Here is a 22,393-nt window from a genome sequence, read left to right on the forward strand (position 1 = left end):
GGTGTCGTGGCGGTCGCGCTGAGCATGCCCGTGGCGGCATGTTCGCCACCGAAAGCCCCTGACTACCAGTCGATCCTGACGCGGAGTTCGACGACCAGCGCCGCCGCCACGCCGACGGATAAGCCCGTTCCGCTGTCGCAGTACCTGCAGGACATCGGCGTCACCGGCCAACAGGTGGCGCCGGGATCGTTGCCCGATCTGAACGTTTCGATACCGACGCCGACCGGCTGGTCGCAGGCGAACAACCCGAACATCGCCAAGGAGACCCTGATGATCTCGCGCGGCGGCAAGTATCCGACCGCGCGGCTGGTGGTCTTCAAATTGCACGGGAACTTCGACCCGGCGCAAGTCATCAAGCACGGCAACGACGACGCCCGGCTGTTCGAGAACTTCAAGCAGCTGGACGCCTCCACCGACAACTACAACGGCTTTCCCTCGTCGATGATCCAGGGCAGCTACGACGTCGACGGCCAGCGGCTGCACAGCTGGAATCGCATCGTCATCCCCACCGGGTCGCCGCCCGCGAACCAGCGATACCTGGTTCAGTTGACCATCACCACGCTGGCCAACCAGGCGGCCGCCGAGGCGACCGACATCGAGGGGATCATCCACGGGTTCGTCGTCGCCGCCAAGTAGTTCGGGCAGCGAGCAGACACAGAATCGCATTGCGCGGAACCCACGGGTGCGATTCTGTGTCTGCTCGCGGGGTTAGGCACGGCGGCCTTTCACTAAGCTCATCAGCCATGACGAACTGGACCGCCGCAGACCTGCCGTCGTTCGCCGGGCGCACCGTGATCATCACCGGCGCCAATAGCGGGCTGGGCGCGGTGACAGCCCGCGAGCTGGCCGGCAAGGGCGCCAGGATCGTCATGGCCGTGCGCAACACGGGCAAGGGCGAGGCCGCCGCGAAGCAGATCACCGGCTCCCAAACCGGCTCCGTCGAGGTGCGCCCCCTCGACCTGCAGGACCTGTCGTCGGTGCGCCGGTTTGCCGACGGGGTGGAGGGGGCCGACGTGCTGATCAACAACGCCGGCATCATGGCCGCCCCCTACGCCGTGACCGCCGATGGGTTCGAGAGCCAGATCGGCACCAACCACCTCGGTCATTTCGCGCTGACCAACCTGCTGCTGCCCAAGCTGACCGACCGCGTCGTCACGGTGTCGTCGATGGCGCATTGGCCGGGGCGCATCGACTTCGACGACCTGAACTGGAAGAACCGCCGCTACTCGCCCTGGCTGGCCTACAGCCAGTCGAAACTCGCCAACTTGCTGTTCACCAGCGAGCTGCAGCGACGCCTCGACTCGGCCGGTTCGCCGCTGCGCGCGCTGGCGGTCCATCCCGGCTACTCGCACACCAACCTGCAGGGCGCGTCCGGCCGCAAGGTGGGCGACGCGCTGATGTCGGCCGCCACCCGGGTGGTGGCCACCGACGCCGATTTCGGCGCCCGGCAAACGCTGTACGCCGCATCGCAGGACCTGCCGGGCGACACATTCATCGGCCCCCGATTCGGCTGGATCGGCCGAACGCAGCCGGTCGCCCGCAGCCGGCGCGCGCAGGACGCGACCGCGGCCGCCCGGCTGTGGGAGCTGTCCGAGCAGCTCACGGGCACCAAATTCCCGCTTTAGGGCATTGAGTGTGAGCTAGGGCTTTCAGTGTGTGCTGAGGGCGCGATTTCGGCGGATTCTCAACCCTGGCGCACCACGCAAAGCCCTGCGTACACACTCGCCGATTCCGCACAATTTCCGCTCCCAGACCCAAATGCGCTAACCTGGCCGGGCGTCACGGCGAGGGTGGCTGGCAAGCCAGCACCGTTATCGACGGAGACCGACTTCAAAGTCGCGACCTTTGCCGTGCTTCCGACCCAGAGCACATAGGAGCGACACAATGGCCAAGTCCGCAGTCAACCAACTCAAGGTGGCAGTGCGAGCCGAGACCGGCAAGGGCGCGTCCCGCCGGGCCCGCCGCGAGGGCAAGATTCCCGCCGTCCTCTACGGTCACGGGGCCGCCCCGCAGCACCTGGAACTGCCCGGGCACGACTACGCCGCGGTGCTGCGGCACTCCGGCACCAACGCGGTGCTGACCCTCGACATCGCCGGCAAGGAGCAGCTGGCGCTGACCAAGGCGCTCGACATCCACCCGATCCGCCGCACCATTCAGCATGCCGACCTGGTGGTTGTGCGCCGCGGCGAGAAGGTCCACGTGGAGGTCAACGTCGTCATCGAGGGCGAGGCGGGCCCCGACACCCTGGTCACCCAGGAGGCCAACACGATCGAGATCGAGGCCGAGGCCATGTCGATTCCCGAGCAGTTGACCGTGTCCGTCGAGGACGCGCCTCCGGGCACCCAGTTCACCGCCGGGCAGATCACGCTGCCCAGCGGCGTCAGCCTCGTGTCCGACCCGGACATGCTGGTGGTCAACGTGGTGAACGCCCCGACGGCCGCCGACCTCGCGGAAGAGGGCGCCGGCGAGGCTGCCGAGGGCGAGGCGGCTCCCGCGGCCGAAGAGGGCGGCGAGGCCGAGGCCTCCGCCGACGAGTCCGAGTAGGCGGCCCGCGACGTGGCCGAACCGCTATTGGTGGTCGGCCTGGGCAACCCCGGAGACAACTACGCGCGCACCCGGCACAACCTCGGGTTCATGGTCGCCGACCTGCTCGCCGCGCGGCTGGGTTCGAAGTTCAAGGCGCACAAGCGTTCCGGCGCCGAAGTTGTCAGCGGCCGGTTGGCCGGGCACTCGGTGCTGGTGGCCAAGCCGCGCTGCTTCATGAACGAGTCGGGCCGCCAGGTCGGGCCGCTGGCGAAGTTCTACTCGGTGGCCCCGGCCGACATGATCGTCATCCACGACGACCTCGACCTGGAGTTCGGTCGTATCCGGCTCAAAATCGGCGGCGGCGAAGGTGGTCACAACGGGCTGCGCTCGGTCGTTGCGGCGCTGGGCACCAAGGACTTTCAGCGGGTGCGCATCGGGATCGGGCGTCCGCCCGGACGCAAGGATCCCGCGGCCTTCGTGCTGGAGAACTTCACCGCGGCCGAGCGCGCCGAGGTGCCCACCATTTGCGAGCAGGCCGCCGACGCCACCGAGGCGCTCATCGAGCTCGGGCTCGAGCCCGCGCAGAACCGCGTCCACGCCTGGTAGGCGGACACGTGCTGCGTCGTCAGACCGGTTCTGCCGGTGAAGGTTCGGCGAAGCCGCGGCCGAACCGCTCCACCATCTGCCAGTACTCCGGCACGTTGCCGTCGCCCAGGTAGTCGACCAGCAGCCGCACCTCGGGCGGCAGATGTCCGTCGACGTCGGTGAAGCCGTACTCGCGGGCAAGGCGGGACGCGAAGAACGATCGGCCGGTGCGGGCCATCCGGTCGGGATCGGTGAACAGCGCGACGACCGCGCGCCCCGGGAACCGCGGGGACTCGCAGATGTCTAGGTCGAGCCCGAACAGCTGGCGCGATCCCGACGGGGCCTCGGTCGCGAAGGCGAGGATGCGTTCGGTGAGCACCAGTCCCGGCCACAGCCCGACCACGGCGACATTGTGCTCGCGCAGTTCGAGGGCGGTGTCGTGGGTGATCTTCTCGATTGCAGCCTTCGCCGCCCCGTAGGGCGTGGAAAGGAGGTAGTCCTCGCAGCCGTGGGAGGAGATGTTGACGATCAGCCCGCCGCCCTGCTCGATCATCATCGGCGCGGCGAGCGCCGAGGTCACGAAGTTCGCGCGCGGCCCGACGACGAGGCTGTCGGTGATCGCCTGGAAGGGCAGCGTCCAAAACGGTTGGGCCACCATCGATGTGAAGTCCGGCGACGCGACGTTGACCACCATGTCCAGCCGCCCCGGACCGCGCCGCAATTCGTCGAACACGGCCTCCACCGCGGCATCGTCGGCGTGATCGCAGGGCCGGGCCACCGCGGCGCCGCCGAGCGCCCGGATCTGATCGGCGGTCTGTTGAAGGCCGGCGCCGTTGCGGGCGGTGAGCCAGACGGTGGCGCCCTGGTTGCCGAGCTCGATCGCGATGCCCTGGCCGATTCCCTGGCTCGCACCGGTGACGAGGGCCACCGCGCCGTCGAGGGGTCGTGTCACTGACACTGTCCTCTACTCGGCTCGAGCCCCTTGATCGCCTGCGGATCATGTTCGCACACACCGACTTTGGTCGCGCCGCCCGGCGAGCCCAGCCGCTCGAAGAAGTCTGCGTTGATCTGCGTGTAGCCGCTCCACTCGTCGGGCACGTCGTCCTCGTAGTAGATGGCCTCGACGGGGCAGACCGGCTCACAGGCACCGCAATCGACGCATTCGTCGGGCTGGATGTACAGCATCCGGGCACCCTCGTAGATACAGTCGACGGGGCATTCCTCGATGCAGGCCTTGTCCTTGAGGTCGACGCAGGGCTCGGCGATCACGTAGGTCATCGCGAGATGTCCTCGAGCGCCTGGTGCGCGGCGTTGTAGCCGGGGGTGAATGTAATGCCCGGGCCCCCATGGCATCCCGCGCCGCCCAGGTACAGCCCCTCGATCGGAATCGGCATGTCGATGAAGCCCTTCGGCCCGGGCCGGTTGGGCCCCATCAGGTCCGGATGCAGCATGCCGTGGCAGAAGTCGCCGGCGGGCGCCGCGAACATCGTCTGCATGTGGTATGGGGCGAACGTGATATGCCGGATCTGGATGTCGCGGAAGTTGGGTGCGAAGCGGGTGATCTTGTCGATGACCTTCTCCGCCATCACGTTCTTGAGGTGGCCGTGCATTTCGCGGGGCGTTTCGACGGGGAACGCATAGGCGAACGCGCTCGCCGCATGCTTCCCCGGTGGCGCCATGCTGGGGTCGTGCACCGACGGTATCTGCATGCCCATCGACGGGTTGTCGGGAATGATGCCCCGCTTGCACTCCTCCCACTGGCGTTGTTGCTCTTCTGGCGCGCCGAATATGCCGATGGACGACTGCATGCCGGGTTCGTTGAGGAAGTCGTACGGCGGAGCGAATTCCGGCAGGCCGTCGAGCGCGAAGTGGATCTGGACGAAGGGCGCGCGGTGGTCGCGACCGCTGAGCCGGGTGACGAGGTCGGCCGGCAGGTGCTCGGCCCCGACCATGTCGATCAGGGTCAGGTCGGGCGACAGGTTGGACACGACGACCGGCGCGCTGATCTCGGAACCGTCCTTCAGGCGCACCCCCGTCGTCCGATCGTTGTCGACGAGAATCTTTTCCACCTTGGCGCGGTATCTGATCTCGCCGCCGTGCGAGACGAACAGATCGTGCAGGTGCTGGCCGAGCGAGCCGATCCCGCCCTCGAGCTTCGTCATCATCGCCGCACCGTCGTTCGGAACGGCGAGCGCGAACGCCAAACATGTTGCGCTGCCCGGGGTGTAAGGACCGCGGTAGGTGGAGTTGATGGCGAGGAAGGCGAGCATTCCGCGCAACACCGCGTGCTTGTCCCTGTCGGGCAGGAAGCGGTCGATGGCATCCATCGCCGACCCGAACAGCACTTCGTGGATGGCCCTGCGCTCGGATTCGTTTGCGGCGCAGGCGTACATCTCGTCGATCGTCTTGGGCGGCGTACGCACCTCGAAGCGGCCGAGCGCTTTCGCCGGGCCCTGGCTCCAGCCGATCATCTCCGCCATCCCCGTGACGGCCTCCGTGCCGAGCTTCTCGGCGAGGTGGGTCATCAGCTGCATCGGATCGCGGTAGAAGATCATGGGTTCTTCGCCGTTGTCGCCGAGGTTGACCGACTGGACTTCGGCATCGACGGTGGGCAGCGTGTCCAGCCCGAGCTCCTTGGTGATTGCGGGGGCGGTGGGAAACTGCACCGAACCCGCGATCTCGTAACGGAATCCATCGATCAACTCGACCGTGGCCGCCATTCCCCCGCTGTAAGTGTTGGCCTCCAGGCACAGGGTGCGCAGGCCGGCGCGCTGCAGGACCGCCGCCGCGGTCAGCCCGTTATGGCCGGCGCCGACCACGATCGCGTCGTAATCCGTCATCGCTGATGCTCCTTCTTCGGAATGGTCTTCGAGGCCACCTGGCGACACACCCACGGCGGGCGGACCCAATATATGTCAGTACTGACTCAATTGGAAGACGTCGGCGCCGTCAGGATCCGGATGTGATGGGATGCGAGGTATGGGCGAGCCGACCAACCTGCACAAGCTGCGCCGCAGCAGGACCCATGAGGCGCTGCGGCAGGTGGCGTTGAAGAGGTTCGCGAGCGAGGGCTTCGGCAACGTGACGGTGCAGCAGCTGGCACAGGAGGCCGGCGTCACCGAGCGCACCTTCTTCCGGCACTTCCCCACCAAGGAAGCCGTGCTGTTCCAGGACTACGACACGCACGTGGAGTGGCTGGCCGAGGCGCTTACGCAACGCCCGCAATCCGAGTCGGTGTTCGACGCCGTGGCGGCCAGCATGGCCAGCTACCCGCACGACATAGAGCTGGTTCGGCAGGCGGCGCTCGCCCGCGCCGAGCTGATCACCGGCGAGCAGATCGCCGGCCACCTGCGGGTGGTGCAATCGTCGTTCGCCGCGGTCATCACCGACTTCGTCAAGCAGCGCTATCCCGACGTGGAGAACATCGAGCTGGTCGCCAACGTCGCGGGCGCCACGCTGGCCGCGGCCATGGTGATCGGGGTGGAGGCGTGGGGGCGCAACGGTTGCGTCGACGACTTGGCGGCCATCTCCGCCACCTGCCTGGACTTGGTGCGATCGGGGCTTTCCCCGCTGGCATGACGCGCGGCCACCCGCGAGCGTGCGTGTCTGTACGGCGACACGCCGCAAACGGCGGCAATCTGCGCACGCTCGCGGCGAAGGGCGAAGGGCGAAGGGCGAAGGGCGAAGGGCGAAACCTAGCTGACCAGCGTGACCGAATTGGACCGGCGCAGCTTGCCCGACGGCGTCTTCGGGATGGTGCCGGGGCCCAGCACCACGACGTTGCGCGGACGCACGTCGACCTCGGCCACCACTTCGTGGGCGACCTGGTGCTCGATGCGGCGCACCTCGGCCGGGTCCTGCCAGGCGTTGGATTCGACCGCGACGGCGAACGTCTCGCGGGAGTGGCCGGCGTCGAGGCGCACCGCGACGGCGCAGCCGGGCCGGACCCCCTCGACGCGGCAGGCGGCCCGCTCGATGTCGGTCGGGTAGATGTTGCGGCCCGCCATGATGATGACGTCCTTGACGCGGCCGCACACCACGACGTGGCCCTCCTCGGTCAGGTAGCCGAGGTCGCCCGTGTCGTACCAGCCGTGCTCGTCCTGCGCCGGGATGAAGCCGCCCATCGTGAGGTAGCCGGGCGTCAGCGACTCGCCGCGCAGCTCGATGACCCCCACGCCGCGCGCGGGCATCACGTTGCCGCTCTCGTCGATGATGCGGGCCTCGAGGTCCTTCAGCAGCGGGCCCAGCGTCGCCAGCCGCCGCGTGTTGCCCTTGGTGGCCGGGACGGCGCGGCGCAACGCGGCCAGCAGGTCGGCGTCGACCTCGTCGACGACGAGCCCGGCGTTGCACTCGGAGAACGACACCGCCAGCGTCGTCTCGGCCATGCCGTAGGCCGGCAGGATCGCCGAGGGCCGCAACCCGAACGGCTTGCCCGCGTCGAGCAGGTCCTCGACGTCGGCGGGCTCGACTGGCTCGGCGCCGGACAGCGCGAAGCGCAGGGTCGACAGGTCGAAGTCGCCGGGCTTGGCGTTGCGGCGCAGCCGCTTGGCCAGCAGCGCGTAGGCGAAGTTGGGCGCCGCGGTCATGGTGCCCTTGTATTTGTCGATGAGCTTGGCCCACAGCAGCGTGTCGCGCAGGAAGTCCATCGGCGTGACCTTGACCAGCTCCGCGCCGAAGTACATCGGGATGGTCAGGAAGCCGACCATGCCCATGTCGTGGAAGCAGGGCAGCCAGCTGACCATGACGTCCTTCTCGACGTCGTACTGGGCGCCGATGAACATGGCCTCGGCGTTCGAGTAGATGTTGCGGTGGGTGATCTGGACGGCCTTCGGGGAACCGGTGGACCCGGACGTCAGCTGCATGAGCGCCAGGTCGTCCTCGCCCACCTCGACGGGATCGATCGGCTCCGATGCGAGCAGGTCGGCGACGGTGAGGACCTTGACGCCCTTCTCCTCCAGCACGGGGATGGCCACCAGGAAGGGCTCAGACACGATGACGGCCTTGGCCTCGATCATGCCGATGACGGTCATGGTGTCCTCGGCCCACACGACCAGGTCGGTGCGCGGTGTCGGCTGGTGCAGCATGGTCAGGCTGGCGCCGCGCATCCACAGTCCCTGCGCAGTGGGCGCGATCTCCACCGGGAAGCCGGCGAGGACGCCGACGGCGTCGCCGAGGCCGATGCCCGCGGCGGCCAGGCCGCCCGCGATGCGGCGGGCGCGCTCGTGGACCTCGCCCCAGGTGTGCCGGACGGGTTCGTGGGGTTCACCGGTGACCATGCCCGTCGTCACGGTGCGGGCATTGCGGAACATCTTGTCGGTAAACCTGCTCACAAAAACCTCCTCGGTTCCGGCAGTTGCCCCAAGGCCCGGAATCTCATGTTCCGCCTGCTGGGTGCCAGTTTGTAGCAGCCACGCGAGCACGATTGCGCAGCGGTTAGGTCTCGGACACGTGATGAGTCAACGAGCCCACCGGTAATTCCGGTGGGCGAAGGAATCGAGTGGTCTTGCTTACCGCTGCTCGTCACCGCCAGTTATCTTAAACTCCTCTTAAGTAACTGCCAAACTGTGGCGCGCCTTGAGTGCGAATTCACACTTCAGTGGGGGCGGGCACCACGCGGGCGCCGGGCACCGGGCCGGTGGCGACCCGAACGGTGCGACACACCCCCGCCCCGGACAGCTGGGTCCCGACGTCCACCGCCGAGGCCGCCGACGTGCACAGGAAGGCACACGTCGGGCCGGAGCCGGACACGATGCCGGCCAGGGCGCCGGCCTCGACGCCGGCGCGCAGCGCCTTTCGCAGGGCGGGGTTCATGCTCACCGCGGCTGCTTGCATCTCGTTGCCGAGCAGCGGCGCCAGTTGCTCGGGGTCGCCCGCGGCCAGGGCCGCCAGCACCGGCCCGGGTTCGGCGAGCCGCGGCGGTTTTCCGGCCTTCCTGAGCCGGTCCAGCTCCTTGAACACCGCCGGGGTGAGCAGCTCGCCGTCGGCGAACGCCAGCACCCAGTGGAAGCTGTTGCGGGACAGCACGGTGGCCAGCTCCTCGCCGCGGCCGGTTCCCAGCGCCGTGCCGCCGTGCAGCGCGAACGGCACGTCGCTGCCGAGCTTCGCGGCGAGGATGCGCAGGTCGCGGCGCGGCACGTTGAGTTCCCACAGCGAGTTGATCGCGACCAGCACCGCGGCCGCGTCGGCGCTGCCTCCCGCCATACCTCCCGCGACCGGAATGGACTTGTCGATCATGATCGAGACGTCGGGCGCTCGGCCGACGTGTTCGGCCATCAGCTCGGCCGCCTGCCACGCCAGGTTGCGCTCGTCGGTGGGCAGCTTGTCGGCGCCCTCGCCGACGACCTCGAGCGACAGCACGTCGGCGTTGCGGACCGTCACCTCGTCCAGCAGCGAGACGGCCTGGAAGACCGTCGTCAGCTCGTGATAACCGTCCTTGCGGCGGTCCCCCACCGCCAGGTACAGGTTCACTTTTCCCGGCACCCGTACGGTGACCGACCCGGTGGGCACCCACTGCGCGGCGGTGTTGCCGTCAGACATTGTTGACCACCGCAGCAGACTAACGCCGCGCCGGGCGAACCACACGCCACGGCGCTCCGGTCAGCTCGCCGAGGCGTGCCCCGAAACGCTCGGCAGCGTGTCGTCCGGATCGCCGGAGCGGCGCAACAGCCGCACGAAGTCGTCGATGGACAGCGTCTCGCCGCGGCGGGCCGGATCGATGCTGGCCGCGAGCAGCCGATTCGCCGACTCGTTGCCCGAGCCGGCCCACTCGGCGAACGCATTGCGGGATGTCTTGCGCCGCTGGGCGAAAGCGATGTCGACGAGTTCGAACACCCGCCGCCGGAAGGCGTCGTCGGTCGGCCACGGCGACGTCGCGTACCGGTCGATGCGAACCAGCCCCGAATAGACCCGCGGGATCGGCCAGAAGACGGTCGGCGACACCATGCCGCAGCGGCGCACCCGCCCAAAGAAGCGGACCTTCACGCTGGGCACGCCGTAGTCCTTGCCGCCCGGCTCGGCCGCCAGCCGTTCGGCGACCTCGGCCTGCACCATCACCGTCACGGACCGAATGGACGGAAATTCGGCGAGCAGGTGCAACAGCGCCGGGACCGCGACGTTGTAGGGCAGGTTGGCGACGACGGCGGTGGGTTCGTCAGGCCCGCCCGGCACCTCGTCCCGGCGCAGCGTCAGCACGTCGCGGTTCAGCACCGACAGCCGGTGTATCTCGCTGTGCGAGTGTTCGGCGATGGTCTGGGGCAGCCGGCCGGCCAGCGCGGGGTCGATCTCGACGGCGGTGACGGTGGCGCCGCGGTCAAGCAGCGCCAGCGTGAGCGAACCGAGGCCGGGACCGACCTCCAGGACGTGGTCGGACCGGCCGACACCGGAGGTTGTGACCACGCGTCGCACGGTGTTGGCGTCGTGGACGAAGTTCTGCCCCAAAGCCTTTCGTGGCCGAAACTCCAGTTCTTTGGCCAGCCGCCTGATCTCGGTGCGCCCGAGTAGCCGGATGGTCAGCTTGCACCAGCTCTTCCGCTGCACACGGGCCAGGCGCCCCAGCCCTGGCGCTGCCGGGTCACCTCGGCGATGGCGATCTGTTCCTCGCGGGTGGCGAGGTCGGCGCGGGGCGCGAAGCGCAACCCGCCGTTGCGCTCCCAGGTCCCTTGGTCGAACTGCACACCGCCGTAGTACCCGTTTCCGGTGTTGATCGCCCAGTTGCCGCCGGCCTCGCAGCCGGCGATGGCGTCCCAGATCGACCCGTTGCTCACCGGCGGCACGTCGGTGCCGGGCTTGGTGCCCACGCGCACCACGGCCTCACGGGCCGGGGTGATCACGGTGTTGGCGATGGGCAGCCTGCCGGTCTCGACGCCGTTGACCGTGGCCACCGCGAACGTCACGTCCTGCGTGCCCGGGCTGCCCGCGTCCTCCACGACCTGGCGGCTGACGTTCATGTCCGGGTCCTCGATCCGGCGCGCGGGCGGCTGCAGCGGGACCCGCTCGGTGACCCGCTGGATCCGGTTACGCGTCACCTGGATCTGCATCCCGTCCACGATCGGGGCCGCCGCCCCGGGCGTCACCTGATCGCTTTCCAGCAGCGGCGCGCCGGCGGCGTTCAATAGCCCGGCGACGTTGGCCGCGGCGAGGTGGACGGTGCGCACGGCGCCGCCGTCGTTGATCTGGACCGTCTTGGCGCTCACGACCGGCAGCGCCATCCCGGCCAGCGGAACGCGACTGCCGCGGGAGGCGGCGGCCGGGGCGGTGTCGGTCATCGCGAGTTGGGCCAACGCCTCGTCCACGGTCGACGCGGTCGTCCACACCTGCTTGGAGTCGTGGCCGTCCAACGAGATCTGCAGCGGCCGGCTGCGCCGCAACACGATGTTGGCGGCGTCGCGCACCTCCACGTCGGCGGCCGGGTAGAGGTCGTCGCGCTCGTCGACCCTGAAGCCGTTCTCCTGGACGATGTCGATCACCCGCGACTTCATCGTCGACACCCGCATCGCGATTCCGTCAACCGTCAGGGTCACCGTCTTGGACGCGGAAACCGCGAGCCCGCCGGCGAAGCCCAGTACTAACAGCAGGCCCGCGACAATGAGCCGCAACATTGGTGATGAATTGTGATGAAGTTTTGTCAATACAGTCAACGCGCGTTACTCCGCCTCAGCAACCAGTTACGAACCACTCAGCAAGAAAATGACTACAAACGACAGCGGGGCCCAAGGGCCCCACCGTTCGATCACAAGACGGTAACGAACCGGCCAATGTTCAGCAACTCCGACGCGTCTCTGTTGGGAAAATCACCGGCCCGCGCGGCTACCCGGCAGCCAGCCCGTAAACCCGGCGGGCATTGCTGGTCGTGACCTGCGCCAAGTCTTCGGGACGGCGATCCAGCAGTTCAGCGATCGCCCGCACAGTATAAGGAAGGCAATAGGGCTCATTCGCTGCGCCCCGATAGGGGTGCGGGGTCAGAAAAGGCGCATCGGTTTCCACCAATAGCTGCTCCGGCGGGATCAGCGCGACGGCCTCCCGCAGTGCGCGCGCATTGCGGAAACTGACCGTCCCGGACAGGCTCAGCAACCACCCGCTATCCACGCAGCGGCGGGCCATCGCGCTGTCCGATGAAAAGCAATGAAAGATCACCGCGTCGGGGGCGCCCTCGGCGGCCAGCACGTCGAGCACCTCGACGTCGGCCTCCCGGTTGTGGATCATCAGCGGTTTCCCGCACCGCTTGGCCAGGTCGATATGCCAGGCGAACGCCTCCCGCTGCGCGGACGGCTCCGCGCAGCCCTCCAGCCGGCCCGGCCAATACAGGTCCATCCCGGTCTCCCCGACCGCCACCACCCGGGGGTGGGCGGCAAGCCGCTCGATCTCGGCCCGGGCCGCGTCGTCCAGGGCGTTCGCGCGGGTCGGGTGCAGCGCCACGGCGGCGTAGACGCGCGGATCCCAGTCGGCGGCGCGCGTCACCCAGCGCGCCGACTCGAGGTCGTCGGCGATGCTGACCGCCGCTTGCACCCCGACCGCCGCGGCGCGGTCCATGATGGCCCGCACCCCCGCCGCGTCGCTCGCGCCGCACGCGTCGAGGTGGGTGTGTGCGTCGATCAGCGGCGCCAGCGGCTCGGGTGCGGGCGGCGCTTGTCGTTCACCAGAGCGGTTGGAACTCACCGCCACACAATAGGGTGAGTCTCGATGAGGCCCTACTACATCACCACTGCGATCACGTACCCGAACGCCGCGCCGCATTTGGGGCACGCGTACGAGTACATCGCCACCGACGCCATCGCGCGGTTCAAGCGGCTGGACGGGTACGACGTGCGCTTCCTGACCGGAACCGACGAGCACGGGCTCAAGGTCGCCCAGGCCGCCGCGGCCGAGGGCCTGCCCACGGCCGAGCTGGCCCGGCGCAACTCGGATGTCTTCCAGCGCCTGCAGGAGCGGCTGAACATCTCCTTCGACCGGTTCATCCGCACCACCGACGCCGACCACCACGAGGCGTCGAAGGAGATCTGGCGGCGGATGGCCGCGGCGGGCGACATCTACCTGGACACCTACTCGGGCTGGTATTCGGTGCGCGACGAGCGATTCTTCGTCGAGTCGGAGACCGAAGTCGTGGACGGGACCAGGGTCGCGGTCGAGACCGGCACCCCGGTGACCTGGACCGAGGAGCGCACCTACTTCTTCCGGCTGTCGGCGTATGCCGACAAGCTGCTGGCGCACTACGAGGCGAACCCCGACTTCATCGCGCCCGAGGTGCGGCGCAACGAAGTGGTCAGCTTCGTCTCCGGCGGCCTGCGCGACCTGTCCATCTCGCGGACGTCGTTCGACTGGGGGGTGAAGGTCCCCGACCACCCCGACCACGTCATGTACGTCTGGGTGGACGCCCTGACCAACTACCTGACCGGCGTCGGCTTCCCCGACACCAGCTCGGAATTGTTCCGGCACTATTGGCCCGCCGATCTGCACATGATCGGCAAGGACATCATCAGGTTCCACACCGTCTACTGGCCGGCGTTCTTGATGTCGGCCGGCATCGAGTTGCCCCGCAGGGTTTTCGCGCACGGGTTTCTGCTCAACCGCGGCGAGAAGATGAGCAAGTCCGTGGGCAACATCGTCGACCCGGTTTCGCTGGTCGACACCTTCGGCCTCGATCAGGTGCGCTACTTCCTGCTGCGGGAGGTGCCGTTCGGCCAGGACGGCAGCTTCAGCGACGAGGCCATCGTCACCAGGATCAACGCCGACCTGGCCAACGAGCTCGGCAACCTCGCCCAACGCTCGCTGTCGATGGTGGCCAAGAACCTGGACGGGGTGGTGCCCGAGCCGGCCGAGTTCACCGCGGCGGACACCGAGCTGCTGGCGACGGCCGACGGCCTGCTCGAGCGGGTGCGGGCCAATTTCGACGGGCAGGCGATGCACTTGGCCCTCGAGGCGATCTGGCTGATGCTCGGGGAGGCCAACAAATACTTTTCGGCCCAGGAGCCGTGGGTGCTGCGCAAGAGCGAGTCCGAGGCGGATCAGGTGCGGTTCCGCACCGTCCTCTATGTCACGTGCGAGGCCGTCCGCATCGCGGCGCTGCTCGTCCAGCCCGTCATGCCCGAGTCGGCCGGCAAGCTGTTGGACCTGCTCGGCCAGGGCGCGGACCGGCGGGCTTTCGACGCGGTCGGCGCGCGGCTGGCCCCCAGCACCGCCCTGCCGCCGCCGACGGGTGTGTTCCCGCGTTATCAGGCGGAGTGAGCCGAAGCAGACCAACGGTACGGAGCATCCGGCGACGCAACCGGGGACGGCTCCGGGCGCGGTCGGGTCGGCGCGACACACCCGGGAAAGTTTCGTTTTTCGGGGCCGCACAAACCCATTCGCAGGAATCTTGCGCGCCATGGGGAAAAGCGTCGGAACTGCGTGAGGCGATAGGCCATAATCAGCACGTGGAGCGACGACGGAACCGGCAACAAAACCAATCGCCGATGACTACCTTGAAGGAGTTGCCCGCGTTGGTCGTCCTGGAGAGAATTCCGATTCCGGTGCTCGCCATCGGGAACGACGGCAGCATCTTGTTCACCAACACCGCCTTCGCGGAGATGGTGGGCTTCGACCCCGAAGAGGTTCTCTCCCTGCGGTTTCACGAGATCTTCCACGAGGCTCCGGAGTCGGACTCCCTGCTTTCGGTCGTGCATGCACTCGCGAACATGGTCGTCGAATTGGCCCATAAGGACGGTTCGGTGGTTCGGGCTTTGATGAGCAAGTCGGCGCTCCTGCGCGCGGACGACCAGTTCGCGCTCGCGGCGTTCCAGGACCTCACCGAGCAATTGTGGGTCGAGGAACGCTAGGCGCCGATCTTTAAACCTTTAGGAATCCGCACGGCCTAATGAGATACCCGTAGTACGAAACGTGCGCCCAGGACCGCGGTCGTAATCGCCTAGCCGGCGTCGGGGACCGCGGCACCCTGGCCCTGCGCCGGTCCGGCCGGCGGTCCGTGGCGCAGCGCCTCCCGGGAAAGGAATTCGCGGAAGTAAGGTAGCGACGCCTCGGTGACGATGCCCGCGAGCATGAGTTCCCAGAATTGATTCGTGTGGGGAGCCAGACCCGCGTCGACGGCCGGACCCGCATCGCGCCCCGACACGCCCTTGGCGGCCATCGCGTTGTACAGCAAACGCGTTCCGAACATGGCGCCGACGATCGACTCGCTGATCACCACCGGGTCGAGATCCTCCCGGACGTCGCCTTCGGCGGCCGCCCGCTGGGCCTGGGCCGCCATCAGCTCAACCATGTTGGCGCAGAACCGCATGGCCGCTTCGTTGAATCCGGTCAGAGCGGCCGTCAACTGCTCGGCGGCGCGGGCGGTCTTGTCGGAGCTGAGCACGTTGGCGATGGTGAAGGTGCCGTGGATCATGTTCTCGAGCGCGGGCGACGACGACCCACACACGTTGCGGAACGCGACGAGTATCGTCTCGGAACCTTCTTCGATGATCGCCGAAGCCAGCGATTCCTTCGAGTCGAAGTGGTGGTAGAGGGCCCCCTTGGTCATGCCGGTCCGCTCGATGATCGTGTTCCAGCCGGCCGCGGCGTACCCGACCTCGCCGAAAACGTCTATCGCGGCGTCGAGGATCTTCCGCCGAGTGGCTTCCGATCGAACCTGGCGCGCCATCGCGTCTACACCTCCGGAGTTCCGTCGATGTCCCCAGACGCGGATCTCGACAACTTCACCAACCTTCCGGCCGGAGCGGTAAGCGTAACAGCCGCCCACCCGCGGGCCCGATCGCGCGACCTGCCCATGGCGTTATCCGGAATCCGTGCCCGCCGAGGTGGAGTTGATGGCCAGTGCCGCGCGGCGCCTGAGGAATTGGCGGAAGTAGTCGATGCGCTCCGGTTGCAGGATTCCGGTCAACATCAGGAGCCAGCACTTCTCCAGGTCGTGCAAGAACCGCTCCGGTTCCTCCAGGTTGCTGGTTTGGCGCAGCCCCATGTGCAGGGACACCACCAGGCGTCCCACGTCCTGCGGGTCACAATGCTGGCCGACGTCGCCCTCCGCGATGGCCTGCTCGACGACCCCCGCGAGCGCCTTGGCCCACTCCTCCAACAGCTTCTTCTGCAGCCCTTCCGACCGGCCGACCGACTCGAGCAGGTTCAGCCCCGCCCTGACCCCGTCGGTTCGGATATCGCCGGAGGCGATCAGATACGAAAAGTCGATCAGGGTCTCCAGGCCCGAAAGCCCACGAGTGAGGAGCTCCTCCACCGCGACGGCCCCGGCGGCCGTCTGCTTCTCGATGATCGCCACGGCCAGCGCGTGCTTGGAACGGAAGTGGAAATACATCGCCCCCTTGGTCAGCTCCGCTTCCGCGAGGATGTCGTCCAGGCCGACGTCGTGATAGGCCCGGCGAGCGAACTGATGCGAAGCGGCCCGCAAAATCTGTCGCCGCGTCGCGTCCGCGCGTCCGTCGGTCGAATGGGCGGTCATCGGAACCGAGAACTCAACTGTCCGGTTCGGGTCGACCACGCCGGTGCATGAGCAAGGCGGGTGATCATTCCGGGGCCAGTGCCATGGCCCGAATCGATCGCTTCCACGTTCACGATGCCTTCCTCGAGCAGGGCACACACCTCGTTCTCAGGGCCAGCACTCGGCGGTGTGCCTCGGGCGGCATATGGGCCGTCTTTGAGGTTAGCAGTCAGGGGTCGTTCCACGGCATTCAACGCAGCGGGTCGCGTTAACAAAGTCACAAATACTGTTGGTAAGACAACATGGTGTATGCCGAACCAAAAGTATGTATAATCGCTTTCTATGTGGCTCTCAGTTTCTTCGCCTGGTCAGCGCCCCTTTTGCGGACCGCGGGCGTGCGGTGCTGTTCGATCGCCGCGCCGACCGCTGCGCGGGGCGACCCGCGCCGACCTCGGACGACGTGTGTCGTTCGTCACGTCGCGGGCGTCCGTCGCTGCCGGCGCCAACGCGGCCGGCGGCGCATCGACGGGCGGGGACCACTCGAAATGATCGACTTTGGCGCTCTTCCGCCGGAGATCAACTCCGCGAGGATGTACGCCGGCCCCGGCGCGGGGTCGCTGACGGCGGCCGCGGTGGCCTGGGACAACCTGGCCACCGAACTGCATTCCGCCGCGGCCGCGTATCGATCGATCATTTCGGGCTTGACGGTCGGGCGGTGGCTGGGCCCCGCGTCGCTGAGCATGGCATCTGCGTTCGGACCGTACGTCGCGTGGACGGCCGGCGCCGCCGCACGGTCCGCGGAAGCCGCCGGTCAGGCCAGGCTTGCAGCGGAAATATATGACGCGGCCTGGGCCGCAACCGTGCCTCCGCAGGCGGTCATCGCCAACCGGGTTCAACTCGCGTCGTTGATCGCCACCAACTTCTTCGGTCAGAACCTGCCGGCAATCGCGGCCAACGAGGCCCAATACGCCGAGATGTGGGCTCAAGACGCCGTGGCGATGTACGAATACGCCGCCAATTCGGCGCTGGCCGCGGAGCTCACAACGTTCACACCTGCGCCGGAGGTCGCCGACCCGGCCGCCGCGGCGGGCCAGGCCACCGCGGTCTCCCAGGCCGCGGCCGGGGCGGGCACCCAGCAGGTCTCACTGGCCGGCCTGATGTCCACGGTGTCCTCGATGTTGCAGAGCCTGGCGACACCCGCCGCGGCGAGCGCTGGCGCGGAAACGCCCTGGGGGACGCTGGTGGGCGGGCTCACCTCCGGGACCGGCGGCCTGTCGATGTCGAGCTTCATGAGCAACCTCGAAAGCAACCTGCCGGCCCTGCTGCCGGGCTATCTGATGGTTGCCGCGACCCCGCTGTACGGCCTGTCCAGCGTGCTTGGCATGGCCCAGACCCTGCAGGGCCTGGCGACGACGGCGGCGAGCAGCGCGGCCGCCGGCGCGGCCGACGTCGCCGGGCAGGCGGCGGCCGAGGCCGCCGGCGCGGCGGAAGCCGCAGGTGCGGGCGTGGTGGGCGGCCTGGGTCAGGCCGCCGCGCTCGGCCCGCTCTCGGTGCCCGCCAGCTGGACCAGCGTGATCCCGACCGCGCAGCTGACCAGCGCCGGCGCGATATTGCCCAACGCCGGCGTTCCCAACGGCATCGGCGCCGTGCCGCCGAGCATGCTGGGCGGCCTGCCGAGCGGCGCCGCGGGGCGCCAGGCGCCCGGTCCGCGGTACGGGCAGATACCGACGGTCATGGCACAGCCGCCGTCCGGCGGCTACGGGGCGGCGATCGTATGACCGGCCCAAATCGCGAAATACCAAAAGTATCGGTTTTGGCCATCAGGCGGGAATTCGGTCTCGATTCATCGAAGGGATGGGCGTCATGAAAGTCGTGCTCTTCTGTGGCGGTTACGGCATGCGCATGCGGACCGCCGAGGGCGACCAGGTTCCCAAGCCGCTGCAGATGGTCGGGCCCCGACCGCTGCTGTGGCATGTGATGCGCTACTACGCCCACTTCGGGCACAAGGAGTTCATCCTGTGCCTGGGCTACGGGCAGGCCATGGTCAAGGACTTCTTCCTCAACTACCGCGAGATGGAGTCCAACGACTTCGTCATGCGCGCCGGTCAGATCGAGCTGCTCGATTCCGACATGTCCGACTGGAGCATCACCTTCGTCGACACCGGGCTGGAGTCGCCGATCGGCGAGCGGCTGCGGCGGGTGCGCAAGTACCTCGGGAACGACGAATACTTCCTGGCCAACTACGCCGACGTGCTGACCGACGCGCCGCTCGACACCATGATCGACCGGCTCAAGACCAGCGGCGCGGCCGCGTCCATGTTGATCGTGCCGCCCCAGTCGTCCTTCCACTGCGTCGACGTCACCGCCGGCGGTGACATCAAGGAGATCGCTCCGATCGCCAAGTTCCCGATCTGGGTGAACGGGGGCTACTTCGTATTGACCCAGGAGGTCTTCGACCTCATTCCGGAGAACGGCGACCTCGTCGGCGATGCCTGCATGGCGCTCGCCGGGACCGGCCGGCTCCTCGGCTACCAGCACGACGGCTTCTGGAAACCGGCCGACACGTTCAAGGAACGCGCCGAACTCGACGCCGACTACAACACCGGAAACCGCCCCTGGATGGTGTGGGAGCAGACTCCTGCGAGACGTTCGGCATGATCCAGCTGAACACGGGCGCAATCGACTCGATTGCCGTCATCGGCGCGCACTGTGACGACATCGTCATCGGTGCGGGCGCGACGCTGTTGCAGATCGCCCGCCACAATCCGGGTGTCGTCGTGCACGCCCTGGTGCTCACCGGCGCCGGCACCGAACGCGAGATAGAGGAAAAGAACGCCTTCGCGACGCTGTTCCCGCGCTCGGAGGTGCGGTTGACGGTGGCCGACCTGCCCGACGGTCAGCTGCCAGGCCACTGGGAAGCGGTGAAGCGCCAGCTGGCCCAGTTCCGCCGCGAATGCCAGCCCGATCTGGTGATCGGTCCGCACCGCCACGACTACCACCAGGACCATCGCTTGGTCGCCGAGCTCATCCCGACCGAGTTCCGCGCGCAGCTGGTGCTGGGCTACGAGATTCTCAAATGGGAGTCCGACTTGCCCAATCCCACTCTCTACGTGGGCATCCCGACGGAGATAGCCCACCAGAAGGCGCAGCTCCTCGCGCAGTCGTACCCGTCGCAATCGGGCCGCGACTGGTTCGACGACGAGGCGTTCCTCGGCCTGATGCGGGTAAGGGGCGTCCAGTGCCGGGCGCGCTACGCCGAAGCCTTTGTGGGCGAGAAGGCGGTCATCAGCCCCTTCGACGCTCAGTTCGACAACTGATCTTTCGACGGGAGGGATGACACCATGCGAGTGCTGATCACCGGCACGGAGGGCTATCTCGGTTGCCTTCTGGCGCCGCTGCTCCTCCAGGACGGTCACGACGTCGTCGGTTTGGACACCGGCTACTACCGGGCCGGTTGGCTGTGCCCGGGGCCGCTCGCCGACAGTGCCCACCCGGTGACGCCGCTGACCCTCATCAAGGACATTCGCGACGTGACCGTCGCGGACCTGCGCGGGTTCGACGCGATCGTGCACATGGCGGAGCTGAGCAACGATCCGATCGGAGACCTGATCGGCGACGTCACGTACGAGGTAAACCACCGCGGCAGCGTGCATTTGGCGGAGTGCGCCAAGCGCGCCGGTGTCGGCCGATTCGTCTACATGTCGTCGTGCAGTGTGTACGGGATCGCTGACGGCACGGTCGACGAGACCAGCCCCATCAACCCGCTGACCCCGTACGCCAAGTGCAAGGCCCTGGTCGAGCGGGACCTCACCGCGATGGCCGACGACGACTTCTCGCCGGCATTCCTGCGCAACGCAACGGCATTCGGCGCCTCGCCCCGCATGCGCTTCGACATCGTGCTGAACAACCTGGCGGGTTACGCCTGGACCGAACATCGCATCGCGATGACCAGCGACGGCACCCCGTGGCGGCCGCTGGTGCACGCCCTCGACATCGCTCAGGCCATCCGGTGCGCGCTGCGCGCCGACCGGCAGACCGTGCACAAACTCGTGGTCAACGTCGGCAGCGACGAAAACAACCGCACGGTGCGCGAAATCGCGGAAACAGTCAGCGCCGAGTTCCCCGGCTGCGAACTCACGTTCGGCCCGCCCAACGCGGACAACCGCAGCTACCGGGTGGCGTTCGGCAAGATCCGTGCGGTCTTCCCCGACTTCCGCGCCGAGTGGGACGTCGCGGCCGGGGCGGCGCAACTGCATCGCGTGTTCCAAACCATCGCAATGGATCCCGAGACATTCCACGGCCGCGGGCACACCCGCCTGAAGCAGATCGAATACCTGCTCAAGACGGGGCAGGTCGACCAGCGACTGTTCTGGAAGGAGACGCAGTGAAGTACACGCCCACGGCTGTCGCCGGGGTGACGATCATCGACATCGAACCCCATCGCGACCATCGCGGCTTCTTCTCTCGATCCTTCTGCGCCGACGAATTCCTGACCTACGGGCTCATTTCCGAAGTGGCACAAACCAACCTGTGCTTCAACTACACCCGGGGGACGGTGCGCGGCCTGCACCGGCAGGCGCCGCCGCACGCCGAGGCGAAACTGGTGCGTTGCGTGCGCGGCGCGATCGCCGACGTCGCCGTCGACATCCGGCCCGAATCGCAGACCTACGGCAAGCACGTGATGGTCGAGTTGACCGCGGAGAACCGTCGCGCGCTGTTCCTGCCGCCCTACGTCTTGCACGGCTTCCAGACGCTGACCGACGACACCGAGGTCATGTATCAGGTCAGCGGACCCTATGTGCCGGAAAGCGAAGAGGGATTCCGCTGGGACGAAACCGAATTCGCCATCAAGTGGCCGCTGCCGGTCACCGTCATGTCGGAGAAGGACGCCAGCTGGCCTCTTATGGATGAGACGGCGGCGGCCGAGAGCGAGGCGTCATGACCTCGTACCGCCCGGCCCGAGAGCGCCTGGGATAGGTTTGCCATGGGCCACGAATCCTCAGCAGCCCCGGTGCGCATGGTCGTCAGCGGGAGCGTCGTAGAACGCTGCGACACCGACCAGGTGCTGTCCATCATCTCGGCCCGCCTGCGCTCGCGGGCGGGCGGGCTGGCGGTGGGCTCGGTGAACCTGGATCACCTCCACCACTTCCGCTCGCTTGGCGCGACGCCCGCGAGCCGGCTGGAATGGCTGTTGCTGGCCGACGGCATGCCCATCGCGTGGCGGGGGCAACTGCTGACCGCAAAGCCGTGGCCGCGCGTGACCGGCGCGGACTTGCTGCCCGCCGTGTTGGCGTTGGCCGAGTCGACGGGTCAGCGGGTCGGCTTCTTCGGCGGCAGCGCCCAGACCCATCGGCTGTTGGCGCGGCGCCTGCGGGCGCGCTATCCCGCGCTGGTGGTCTCGGGCATGTGGGCGCCCGACCCGGCCGACATCGAATCGGGCTCCGACGCCCTGGCCGCCGATATCCGCGCGGCGGGCACCGACATCCTGGTGGTCAGCCTCGGCAAGCCGCGCCAGGAGCAGTGGGTGGATCGGCACGGATTCGCCACGGGCGCAAAGGTTTTCCTGCCGTGCGGTGGTGCCATCGACTTCCTGGCCGGCATGACCAGCCGGGCCCCGAACTGGATGCAGCGAGCCGGCCTGGAATGGTTCTACCGGTTGACCCGCGAGCCCCAGCGGCTGGCCCGCCGGTATCTGCTGCAGGGGCCGCTGGCCTTGCTGCGCGCATCGCGCGCCCAGCTGATCTGCTACCCCGGCGTGTACTACGCGGGGATGCCGGCCTCGGAAATGCTTGAAAGCACCGAAACTATTGAAACCACCGAAACCCTCGTCGCCGCAGCGCAATCGGCGACGGCGTAACCGAGAGA

Annotated in this window: 23 protein-coding genes; 13 read left to right on the plus strand and 10 right to left on the minus strand. The window is 67.9% G+C overall.

The annotated features are described in order from the left end of the window. Window positions 1-24 precede the first annotated feature (24 nt). From A5712_RS00510 to pth, 4 genes are all read left to right on the plus strand, one after another. Window positions 25-636, plus strand: a complete 612-nt coding sequence (locus A5712_RS00510; RefSeq protein ID WP_068100161.1) for an LpqN/LpqT family lipoprotein — start codon at window positions 25-27, stop codon at window positions 634-636. Between the two features lie 107 nt (window positions 637-743). Beyond that, a complete protein-coding gene (locus A5712_RS00515; RefSeq protein WP_068100098.1) occupies window positions 744-1,625 on the plus strand; it encodes an oxidoreductase in 882 nt (293 codons plus the stop codon). 259 nt (window positions 1,626-1,884) lie between these two features. Next, window positions 1,885-2,544: a 50S ribosomal protein L25/general stress protein Ctc gene (locus A5712_RS00520; protein ID WP_068100100.1), complete on the plus strand. Its 660-nt coding sequence runs from the start codon at window positions 1,885-1,887 to the stop codon at window positions 2,542-2,544. Between the two features lie 12 nt (window positions 2,545-2,556). Next, a complete protein-coding gene (pth, locus tag A5712_RS00525) occupies window positions 2,557-3,132 on the plus strand; it encodes an aminoacyl-tRNA hydrolase (RefSeq protein WP_068100102.1) in 576 nt (191 codons plus the stop codon). A gap of 19 nt (window positions 3,133-3,151) precedes the next feature. On the opposite strand, the gene A5712_RS00530 is transcribed toward pth, so the two are convergent. From A5712_RS00530 to A5712_RS00540, 3 genes are read right to left on the minus strand one after another with little or no spacing between them, the layout of a single operon-like run. Then, complete coding sequence (locus tag A5712_RS00530) at window positions 3,152-4,063, minus strand: SDR family NAD(P)-dependent oxidoreductase (RefSeq protein ID WP_068100104.1); 912 nt, start codon at window positions 4,061-4,063, stop codon at window positions 3,152-3,154. After that, the gene (gene fdxA, locus A5712_RS00535) at window positions 4,060-4,389 is read right to left on the minus strand and encodes a ferredoxin (RefSeq protein WP_068100106.1); all 330 of its coding nucleotides are present in this window, start codon (window positions 4,387-4,389) and stop codon (window positions 4,060-4,062) included. The genes A5712_RS00530 and fdxA overlap by 4 nt, the downstream gene beginning before the upstream one ends. Then, window positions 4,386-5,951: an NAD(P)/FAD-dependent oxidoreductase gene (locus A5712_RS00540; RefSeq protein ID WP_068100108.1), complete on the minus strand. Its 1,566-nt coding sequence runs from the start codon at window positions 5,949-5,951 to the stop codon at window positions 4,386-4,388. Before A5712_RS00540 ends, fdxA begins: the two co-directional genes overlap by 4 nt. Window positions 5,952-6,090: 139 nt before the next feature. Here A5712_RS00540 and A5712_RS00545 point away from each other — a divergent pair, with 139 nt between their 5' ends. Further along, window positions 6,091-6,690: a TetR/AcrR family transcriptional regulator gene (locus A5712_RS00545; protein ID WP_068100110.1), complete on the plus strand. Its 600-nt coding sequence runs from the start codon at window positions 6,091-6,093 to the stop codon at window positions 6,688-6,690. Window positions 6,691-6,806: 116 nt separating this feature from the next. Here the strand turns inward: A5712_RS00545 and A5712_RS00550 are convergent, their stop codons facing one another. The 5 genes from A5712_RS00550 to A5712_RS00570 form a co-directional block, all read right to left on the minus strand. Then, window positions 6,807-8,441 (minus strand): fatty acyl-AMP ligase, encoded by a 1,635-nt coding sequence (locus A5712_RS00550; RefSeq protein ID WP_068100112.1) that lies wholly within the window; start codon window positions 8,439-8,441, stop codon window positions 6,807-6,809. 256 nt (window positions 8,442-8,697) lie between these two features. Beyond that, a complete protein-coding gene (locus A5712_RS00555) occupies window positions 8,698-9,648 on the minus strand; it encodes a 4-(cytidine 5'-diphospho)-2-C-methyl-D-erythritol kinase (RefSeq protein ID WP_068100114.1) in 951 nt (316 codons plus the stop codon). A 60-nt stretch (window positions 9,649-9,708) separates the two neighbouring features. Beyond that, complete coding sequence (rsmA, locus tag A5712_RS00560; protein ID WP_068100116.1) at window positions 9,709-10,656, minus strand: 16S rRNA (adenine(1518)-N(6)/adenine(1519)-N(6))-dimethyltransferase RsmA; 948 nt, start codon at window positions 10,654-10,656, stop codon at window positions 9,709-9,711. Continuing rightward, window positions 10,620-11,747, minus strand: a complete 1,128-nt coding sequence (locus tag A5712_RS00565; RefSeq protein ID WP_197519257.1) for a resuscitation-promoting factor — start codon at window positions 11,745-11,747, stop codon at window positions 10,620-10,622. Before A5712_RS00565 ends, rsmA begins: the two co-directional genes overlap by 37 nt. A gap of 169 nt (window positions 11,748-11,916) precedes the next feature. Beyond that, on the minus strand, window positions 11,917-12,771 hold the full coding sequence (locus A5712_RS00570) for a TatD family hydrolase (RefSeq protein ID WP_068100121.1): 855 nt from the start codon (window positions 12,769-12,771) through the stop codon (window positions 11,917-11,919). 18 nt (window positions 12,772-12,789) lie between these two features. On the opposite strand from A5712_RS00570, the gene metG reads away from it, so the two are divergent. Together metG and A5712_RS00580 are read left to right on the plus strand one after the other, a co-directional pair. Next, on the plus strand, window positions 12,790-14,331 hold the full coding sequence (gene metG / locus A5712_RS00575) for a methionine--tRNA ligase (RefSeq protein WP_068100123.1): 1,542 nt from the start codon (window positions 12,790-12,792) through the stop codon (window positions 14,329-14,331). A 227-nt stretch (window positions 14,332-14,558) separates the two neighbouring features. Next, window positions 14,559-14,921, plus strand: a complete 363-nt coding sequence (locus A5712_RS00580; RefSeq protein WP_068100125.1) for a PAS domain S-box protein — start codon at window positions 14,559-14,561, stop codon at window positions 14,919-14,921. An 89-nt stretch (window positions 14,922-15,010) separates the two neighbouring features. On the opposite strand, the gene A5712_RS00585 is transcribed toward A5712_RS00580, so the two are convergent. Both A5712_RS00585 and A5712_RS00590 read right to left on the minus strand, forming a co-directional pair. Then, window positions 15,011-15,739, minus strand: a complete 729-nt coding sequence (locus A5712_RS00585) for a TetR/AcrR family transcriptional regulator (RefSeq protein WP_068100127.1) — start codon at window positions 15,737-15,739, stop codon at window positions 15,011-15,013. Between the two features lie 132 nt (window positions 15,740-15,871). After that, the gene (locus A5712_RS00590) at window positions 15,872-16,549 is read right to left on the minus strand and encodes a TetR/AcrR family transcriptional regulator (protein WP_068100129.1); all 678 of its coding nucleotides are present in this window, start codon (window positions 16,547-16,549) and stop codon (window positions 15,872-15,874) included. A 524-nt stretch (window positions 16,550-17,073) separates the two neighbouring features. On the opposite strand from A5712_RS00590, the gene A5712_RS00600 reads away from it, so the two are divergent. The 6 genes from A5712_RS00600 to A5712_RS00625 all read left to right on the plus strand — a co-directional run bounded on the left by A5712_RS00600 (window position 17,074) and on the right by A5712_RS00625 (window position 22,385). Then, complete coding sequence (locus A5712_RS00600) at window positions 17,074-18,306, plus strand: PPE family protein (protein WP_068100132.1); 1,233 nt, start codon at window positions 17,074-17,076, stop codon at window positions 18,304-18,306. An 85-nt stretch (window positions 18,307-18,391) separates the two neighbouring features. Then, on the plus strand, window positions 18,392-19,186 hold the full coding sequence (locus A5712_RS00605) for a glucose-1-phosphate cytidylyltransferase (RefSeq protein WP_068100163.1): 795 nt from the start codon (window positions 18,392-18,394) through the stop codon (window positions 19,184-19,186). Then, entirely contained in the window at window positions 19,183-19,845 is a 663-nt protein-coding gene (locus tag A5712_RS00610) for a PIG-L deacetylase family protein (RefSeq protein ID WP_068100134.1), read from the plus strand. The genes A5712_RS00605 and A5712_RS00610 overlap by 4 nt, the downstream gene beginning before the upstream one ends. A 24-nt stretch (window positions 19,846-19,869) precedes the next feature. Beyond that, window positions 19,870-20,916, plus strand: coding sequence for an NAD(P)-dependent oxidoreductase (locus A5712_RS00615; protein WP_068100136.1), 1,047 nt, complete (start codon window positions 19,870-19,872; stop codon window positions 20,914-20,916). Beyond that, window positions 20,913-21,470, plus strand: a complete 558-nt coding sequence (rfbC, locus tag A5712_RS00620; protein ID WP_068100137.1) for a dTDP-4-dehydrorhamnose 3,5-epimerase — start codon at window positions 20,913-20,915, stop codon at window positions 21,468-21,470. Before A5712_RS00615 ends, rfbC begins: the two co-directional genes overlap by 4 nt. Window positions 21,471-21,512: 42 nt before the next feature. Then, window positions 21,513-22,385, plus strand: a complete 873-nt coding sequence (locus A5712_RS00625; protein ID WP_068100139.1) for a WecB/TagA/CpsF family glycosyltransferase — start codon at window positions 21,513-21,515, stop codon at window positions 22,383-22,385. Window positions 22,386-22,393 lie beyond the last annotated feature (8 nt).

Source organism: Mycobacterium sp. E2327, from assembly GCF_001672675.1.
Classification (GTDB): domain Bacteria; phylum Actinomycetota; class Actinomycetes; order Mycobacteriales; family Mycobacteriaceae; genus Mycobacterium.

What these genes read in the sequence shown, in the direction of transcription:
- A5712_RS00510 (WP_068100161.1), top strand. Translation starts at nt 25, where the DNA reads ATGCCCGTGGCGGCATGTTCGCCACCGAAAGCCCCTGACTACCAGTCG.
- A5712_RS00515 (WP_068100098.1), top strand. Translation starts at nt 744, where the DNA reads ATGACGAACTGGACCGCCGCAGACCTGCCGTCGTTCGCCGGGCGCACC.
- A5712_RS00520 (WP_068100100.1), top strand. Translation starts at nt 1,885, where the DNA reads ATGGCCAAGTCCGCAGTCAACCAACTCAAGGTGGCAGTGCGAGCCGAG.
- fdxA (WP_068100106.1), bottom strand. Translation starts at nt 4,389, where the DNA reads ATGACCTACGTGATCGCCGAGCCCTGCGTCGACCTCAAGGACAAGGCC.
- A5712_RS00540 (WP_068100108.1), bottom strand. Translation starts at nt 5,951, where the DNA reads ATGACGGATTACGACGCGATCGTGGTCGGCGCCGGCCATAACGGGCTG.
- A5712_RS00545 (WP_068100110.1), top strand. Translation starts at nt 6,091, where the DNA reads ATGGGCGAGCCGACCAACCTGCACAAGCTGCGCCGCAGCAGGACCCAT.
- A5712_RS00555 (WP_068100114.1), bottom strand. Translation starts at nt 9,648, where the DNA reads ATGTCTGACGGCAACACCGCCGCGCAGTGGGTGCCCACCGGGTCGGTC.
- metG (WP_068100123.1), top strand. Translation starts at nt 12,790, where the DNA reads ATGAGGCCCTACTACATCACCACTGCGATCACGTACCCGAACGCCGCG.
- A5712_RS00580 (WP_068100125.1), top strand. Translation starts at nt 14,559, where the DNA reads ATGACTACCTTGAAGGAGTTGCCCGCGTTGGTCGTCCTGGAGAGAATT.
- A5712_RS00585 (WP_068100127.1), bottom strand. Translation starts at nt 15,739, where the DNA reads ATGGCGCGCCAGGTTCGATCGGAAGCCACTCGGCGGAAGATCCTCGAC.
- A5712_RS00590 (WP_068100129.1), bottom strand. Translation starts at nt 16,549, where the DNA reads ATGACCGCCCATTCGACCGACGGACGCGCGGACGCGACGCGGCGACAG.
- A5712_RS00600 (WP_068100132.1), top strand. Translation starts at nt 17,074, where the DNA reads ATGATCGACTTTGGCGCTCTTCCGCCGGAGATCAACTCCGCGAGGATG.
- A5712_RS00605 (WP_068100163.1), top strand. Translation starts at nt 18,392, where the DNA reads ATGAAAGTCGTGCTCTTCTGTGGCGGTTACGGCATGCGCATGCGGACC.
- A5712_RS00610 (WP_068100134.1), top strand. Translation starts at nt 19,183, where the DNA reads ATGATCCAGCTGAACACGGGCGCAATCGACTCGATTGCCGTCATCGGC.
- A5712_RS00615 (WP_068100136.1), top strand. Translation starts at nt 19,870, where the DNA reads ATGCGAGTGCTGATCACCGGCACGGAGGGCTATCTCGGTTGCCTTCTG.
- A5712_RS00625 (WP_068100139.1), top strand. Translation starts at nt 21,513, where the DNA reads ATGGGCCACGAATCCTCAGCAGCCCCGGTGCGCATGGTCGTCAGCGGG.